4 protein-coding genes are annotated in these 5,595 nt (G+C 37.2%); all 4 read left to right on the top strand.

What is annotated here, in order from left to right; translation table 11 throughout:
- The first annotated feature begins 284 nt into the window (after positions 1 to 284).
- The 4 genes from QZ562_RS19020 to QZ562_RS19005 are packed head-to-tail and all read left to right on the top strand — an operon-like array spanning position 285 to position 5,283.
- Positions 285 to 1,358, top strand: coding sequence for a hypothetical protein (locus tag QZ562_RS19020; RefSeq protein ID WP_293763755.1), 1,074 nt, complete (start codon positions 285 to 287; stop codon positions 1,356 to 1,358).
- A gap of 35 nt (positions 1,359 to 1,393) precedes the next feature.
- Complete coding sequence (locus QZ562_RS19015) at positions 1,394 to 1,795, top strand: hypothetical protein (RefSeq protein ID WP_293763752.1); 402 nt, start codon at positions 1,394 to 1,396, stop codon at positions 1,793 to 1,795.
- A 10-nt stretch (positions 1,796 to 1,805) separates the two neighbouring features.
- The gene (locus QZ562_RS19010; RefSeq protein WP_293763749.1) at positions 1,806 to 3,362 is read left to right on the top strand and encodes a diguanylate cyclase; all 1,557 of its coding nucleotides are present in this window, start codon (positions 1,806 to 1,808) and stop codon (positions 3,360 to 3,362) included.
- On the top strand, positions 3,352 to 5,283 hold the full coding sequence (locus tag QZ562_RS19005; protein WP_293763746.1) for a bifunctional diguanylate cyclase/phosphodiesterase: 1,932 nt from the start codon (positions 3,352 to 3,354) through the stop codon (positions 5,281 to 5,283). Before QZ562_RS19010 ends, QZ562_RS19005 begins: the two co-directional genes overlap by 11 nt.
- Positions 5,284 to 5,595: the final 312 nt, after the last annotated feature.

The following is a 5,595-nucleotide window of genomic DNA, read 5'->3' as shown; positions in this document are numbered from 1 at the left end:
ATAAGCTCGCTATCAGACGTATATGTAACATAATCAGGTCGAGAAGCGCAGTGACGTAGTCTATGATATGGGTAGTGTTGTTGTTCTTGTTGTTGTTGTTGTTTTTTTTTTTTTTTTTTTTCAAGCAGAAGACGGCATACGAGATCTAGTACGGTCTCGTGGGCTCGGAGTGTGTATAAGAGACAGTTGTAACAACTGATTCAGATGAATTTGGGTATCGTGCAGATTTTTCTAAGTCAGGTAGTGTTTTCAAAAATGACTTTGACTTTGCTGAGAGCACTAACTTGGGTATTCAATTCGACGTCATTGTTTCTAACGAAGTCGATGTTGTTGTTCAGGCCATTTATAGAGATCAGCAGGAGATTAACCTTGACTCTGCACTCAACCTAGCCTTTCTAAGGTACTCACCCAACACAAATTGGTCATTCAGAGTGGGCCGTACTGCATTTGATTTATTCTTGTTAACTGAATATCGAGACATTGGCTATGCCTATTCCTGGGCACATGTACCCAGCGAAATTTATGGTGTGATACCCCATCGTTACCTTGATGGTGCTGACGTAACTTTTAGCCAACCCATAGGCGAGGTGACTTTTTCTGCTAAGCTGTTTTATGGTAAAAATGAATTTGCTGTCACTGCTTTTAGCGCACCTGATGCGCCCGCATTTCGGTTTGACAACATTATTGGCTTAGCTTTAGATTTTCAATCAATTAATTGGGACATCGCTGTGAACCACACTCAACTAAAGTTTGATTCGCAGGCTATAAAACCTCTGGTTGTTGGGATTTCACAACTGGATGCGCTCGTACCTAACTTTTCGGCCATATGGCCAAATGCAGTAAATTTTATAGATGCTGCCGACTTAGATAATCGCAAAGGTGCTTACACTTCTATAAGTGGTCAATATCGATTCGAAAAAGTGACGATTATTTCTGAGTTAGCAAAAAACAAAACAGACAGCTTGTCAATTCAAGGTGTTAAGAGTGGTTATTTAAGTGGTATTTATCATAGTAATGCACACAACTTTTTTGGCTCAATAGCCTTCAGTAATTCAGAAAAATTTAATCTAGACGCAACAGGTATTAATCTGCCAGCACTCGCACAAGTGCCGGGTGGATTAGAAGCCTATGGTGCATCTAAATTTATACTCAATTACTACAGTATTAATCAGAAAACCATGTCGGTAGGTTGGCGTTGGGACTTTGAAGAAAACATGTCATTTAAGCTGCAATTAGACCACACTCGGATAGATAAAGGGGGAAGCACATTTTGGCAACCTCCAGTAGAAAATGATCCGACAGAAGGACGAATTGGTCGTGTAAATTCTTTGTTTGCTAACCTGAGCTTTTTATACTGATGTTACATTTAAGCTTACTTAAAACGATAATGTTTATGGGTGCATTGAGTTTTACTAATTCTGTCGCCAGCGCTGAATTAGTTCTTGTTGTGCATAAAAACAACCCAAATTCTGTCCTTTCACGATCTCAAGTTATCGACTTGTACATGGGAAAATATATAGCATTTCCTGACGGCTCCAAAGCTGTTCCGGTAGATATTGAAAATGATCTAGAGACCAGAACAAAATTTTACGATTCCCTCGTGGGTATGCCACTAGCTCGTGTCAATGCTTACTGGTCAAAAGTGAAGTTTTCAGGTCGCGCGAGACCTCCAACCCAACAAAAGGACGAAAAAGCTATTTTAGATTTTGTGATGGAAACCGAAAATGCAATCGCTTATGTTTATGAAAATAGTGTGACAAGTGATCTCAAAGTGGTCTATCGTTTCGATGAATAAGAGTGGATTATTGATCCGACTTGCAATAGTTATTGGTTTTGCATCCGTCGCTATTGGTTTTCTTTCTTCACAGTTGTTTTATAGAGTGACTTTCAACCAAGAGGTTGCGATCGCTGAACAAAATATTGGAAGTTTATACAAAACTATTGCTACGACTGCAGCAACAGCCGCATATTTAGTTGAGAAGGATCTGGCACAAGAAGTGGTCGATGGCCTCGCCACCAATGAAGTTGTTCTTAATGCTAGGATACAATTTGAAAATGTCGAAGTGGTTAACAATAAAAATACGTTTATTGAGCCAATTACTTTTCCTATCCAATCTTTGTTTGAAGCAGGTAAATCAATTGGTACTCTGGTTATCGCACCCAACATTGAATACATTGAAGAAAAAGCTAAACAGTTAGCATTAGACAATTCTAAAGCAATGATTATTCAGGCGTTTGTGGTCACAATTGTAGCGATATGCGTCGCTTTTTTTCTTATTACCCAGCCTATGATCAATATTGCTCATGCATTGCACAACACTGTCCCGGGTGAGAGTAATCGCTTATCTGTACCTGACTTCCATCAAAACAGCGAACTGGGTGGATTGGTGAGAGATGTTAATATCTTACTTGACAAAACTGAACAACAATTCTCAAGTGAAAGGAAGCTAAGACAAGAAATTGAAGCCTTAGAAAAACGCTTTCGAATGCTTTTTGAAAATTCACTTTCACCGATTATATTAATGGAACCACGAGGTAATATCTTATTGTTTAATATTGCCTTTGAAACCACTCTTGAAAAACTTGGACTGCAATTAAAAAAGAGTTTTGGGCCTTTTTTAGAAAATATTTTTGCAGAGCCTGAGAAACTCTTAGGTACAGTAAAATTGGCCTTTGCAAATGATGAAATTGCGACTGGAGAATTCAAATTAAACACATCTAAAGACTCAGCTTCTGTCTGGGTTCAGGTGGTAGTGACATCGATTGTTAACGAAGATTTACATGAATATTATCAAATTACCTTACATGATATTTCAAAACGGAAAAAAGAATTAGAATCTTTAGCCTACCAAGCCAATTTTGATAAACTAACTAAGCTTTATAATCGTCAAGGTCTAGAAAAAGAAATTGAAGTATTTACTGAGCAAGAACGTCCATTTTGTTTAGCTTTAATCGACTTAAACTGGTTCAAGCGGATTAATGATATTTACGGTCATGAATCAGGCGATGAAATATTGATATTTGTTGCCGACCGAATTAAAAAGACTCTACGCCCACAAGATTTTGGTGGCCGATGGGGCGGTGACGAATTTGTTTTGTTACTTGACGGCGCTGACGAAGCAACTACCAAAGACATCGTTGCACGTTTAGTACAGAGGATTTCAAAACCCTACTTTTTACGCAAGTTTAATCAAAATGTAACGGTGGGGGCAAGCATCGGTGCCGCGTTTTACCCAGACAATGGGAGAAAATTACAGGAGATTATCAACCTTGCTGATCAAGCCATGTACGATGTTAAGAATGTCAAAGAATCAGCACATAAGAACTCATTAAAATTTGCACATGAAATTAATGTTCAATAAAAAATTTATGATTGAAAAAAGTCAGAATATATTTTCATCTGACAACTTGTCAGTGCCTACACTACATGACACACAATCGCGTATTGGACAAGTCCAGTCAGTCATCTATGTATTTCTCGGTTTGTTTATCATCATGTCAGTCAACGCTTGGTGGCAAGGTGATACAAAGTGGTTGGTTGATGGCTTAGTAGTAGTGTTTTTTTTAATTGGCTTATTAACATTTTTAACATGTGATACCAGTAACATTGTTGCCGGCATGACACTTTGGACAGTCATTATATTTGCGTCGTCCAAAGCCTTTTATTATGACGGTCTGTACGACACCTCTTTAATTCTGTATCCGTGCGTACTCATCTTTGCATCTTTGTTGGGTGGCATGACTATGATTATTCCTTTGTCGTGTTACATGCTGGCTAGTTTTTATTTTTTCGCTTATGCAATTTCCATTGATCTTGTTGAACCTAAAGTACTGACTGACTATTCAAGTTGGACTAAAGCAACGGACATGTCGTTAATATTGGGTGTTTATGGCATGGGTATCTTACTCATTTCAGGTTATATCAAAGCACTTATTTTGCGACTTACCGAACAAAACCAACGTTACGATATCATCAAAACGAACTCTGAAAAGCGAATTATGTTTGATGAGCTGACTGGTTTACCTAACGCCGAAAAATGTAAGTTAGATCTAGACGAACTTTTTAACAATATTCCAAAAGATTCTTCCATGCTTGGTTTTGTGACCTTGCATATGAATAATTTTAATTGGATAAATTCCACTTTAGGGCATAGTTTTGGTGACCAAGTTTTAAATAGTGTGGCAGACCGTTTTCTAAAATTACAAGATGATCAGACCTATGTATATCGGACATCAGGCATAGAATTTACTTTTATTAAACGGGTAGCAGATTTTGAAACCTTACGAAATTTTTGTCACCAAACTATTCGCCAAACCATTTTACCCTTGTCTATATCTGAATATGACTTTGAATTAAATTGCGCACTTGGAGTCGCGGTTGCCCCATTCGATGGGCATACATTTGAAGAGCTAAATAGAAAGGCCAGCTTTGCAGTTTACAAAGCCAGAGAGGAAGAACCAAATTGTTATCATTTCTATGAAAGTGACATGGAAGCGGCCATCAATAAACGTATAAATATGAACCAAGAACTTAAAACGGCCATAAAACAACAAGAGTTTGAATTGTATTACCAGCCAATAGTCAATTTGGCTACAAATCAGTTTGTGGGTGCAGAAGCCTTAATCCGTTGGCGAAAAAACGGTATTCTTATTCCTCCTAATGAATTTATTTCTGTCGCCGAAGAAACGGGTTTAATCGTTGAAATAGGACGCTGGGTTCTCGAAACAGCCTGTACTGAATGTGCCAAATGGCAAAAGAATGGGTTAAAAGGGATCACAGTGGCAGTTAACTTGTCGCCTTTACAATTTAAACGAGGAAATTTACCTAATCATGTATTCAGGGCTTTACAAAATGCCAAACTGGATCCAAGTTTATTAGAGTTAGAAATTACTGAATCACTGTTTATTGATGATGTTAAAAACATAGAACAACAGATCTTTTTGATGGTCGAGCGTGGTATATATTTTGCTATTGATGATTTTGGAACGGGATATTCAAATCTTAACTATTTATCAAAATTTAATGCTTCTACTTTGAAAATTGATATGTCGTTTGTTCAAGGTATGTGGGGTAATTTACAACAACAACATATTGTAAATGCAATAATAAAAATGAGCCATTTAATGGAATTAGAAAACGTTGCAGAGGGAGTTGAGGATGCAGAGACTGCTGCAATATTAAAAGCTCAAGGTTGCGTTTATGGACAAGGTTATTACTGGTCAAAGCCTCTGCCTGCTGCAGAATTTGTTAAATTAGCACAATCAGAAATTAATGTTAGCTGACTGTTCAGCCAATTTGAGTCATATTGATGGTAATAAAAAATGACGAAGTAAAAATTTGATGCAAGCTGATGTGACTGTCTACTCAAGATGTAAACTTTCTACTGCTCTTTCAACCTCCAACTTCAAACTTCAAAGCAGAACAAAGTTACTTCAGCAATGATTAAGATTATGTGTATATTAAAATAATTAAAGGATGACCTACTTTTCAACATAACAAACGAGTTAACAGTAAATAATCAGAGCATGCAGGCCACTGATATTATTAGGTATATTCTTATATTTAGACTCATATCAATTAGTTCATCTTAACGA

Origin of the sequence: uncultured Paraglaciecola sp. (assembly GCF_913058035.1) — a bacterium.
In the GTDB taxonomy this organism is placed as follows: Bacteria; Pseudomonadota; Gammaproteobacteria; order Enterobacterales; family Alteromonadaceae; genus Paraglaciecola.
This window is presented reverse-complemented; position numbering and strand designations above follow the sequence as displayed.